The 615-nt window shown below is 59.3% G+C and carries 1 protein-coding gene and 1 pseudogene; both read left to right on the forward strand.

Features of this window, described 5'->3' with window-relative positions; all coding sequences use genetic code 11:
- A partial coding sequence (locus tag ACJHWT_RS25470; RefSeq protein WP_147675959.1) for a C40 family peptidase occupies positions 1–519 on the forward strand: 519 nt, incomplete at its 5' end.
- A pseudogene (locus tag ACJHWT_RS25475) lies at positions 456–615 on the forward strand (tail assembly protein); the annotation flags it as partial. The gene ACJHWT_RS25470 and the pseudogene ACJHWT_RS25475, both read left to right, overlap by 64 nt.

The raw sequence follows: 615 nt of genomic DNA on the forward strand, positions 1-615 counted from the left end.
TGGCTGAGTGAGGCCGACCGGCGGCTGCAGGTGCAGAGTGATTTGCCGTGGTGGCTGGTCTGCCGGGGGACGATTCATAAGTTCCGCTGTGTGCCGCATCTCACCGGGCGGCGCTTTGAGCACGGTGTGACGGACTGTTACACACTGTTCCGGGATGCTTATCATCTGGCGGGGATTGAGATGCCGGACTTTTATCGTGAGGATGACTGGTGGCGTAACGGCCAGAATCTCTATCTGGATAATCTGGAGGCGACGGGGCTGTATCAGGTGCCGTTGTCAGCGGCACAGCCGGGCGATGTGCTGCTGTGCTGTTTTGGTTCATCAGTGCCGAATCACGCCGCAATTTACTGCGGCGACGGCGAGCTGCTGCACCATATTCCTGAACAACTGAGCAAACGAGAGAGGTACACCGACAAATGGCAGCGACGCACACACTCCCTCTGGCGTCACCGGGCATGGCGCGCATCTGCCTTTACGGGGATTTACAACGATTTGGTCGCCGCATCGACCTTCGTGTGAAAACGGGGGCTGAAGCCATCCGGGCACTGGCCACACAGCTCCCGGCGTTTCGTCAGAAACTGAGCGACGGCTGGTATCAGGTACGGATTGCCGGGC

Origin of the sequence: Escherichia sp. WS338, from assembly GCF_046486405.1 — a bacterium.
Classification (GTDB): Bacteria; Pseudomonadota; Gammaproteobacteria; order Enterobacterales; family Enterobacteriaceae; genus Escherichia; species Escherichia coli.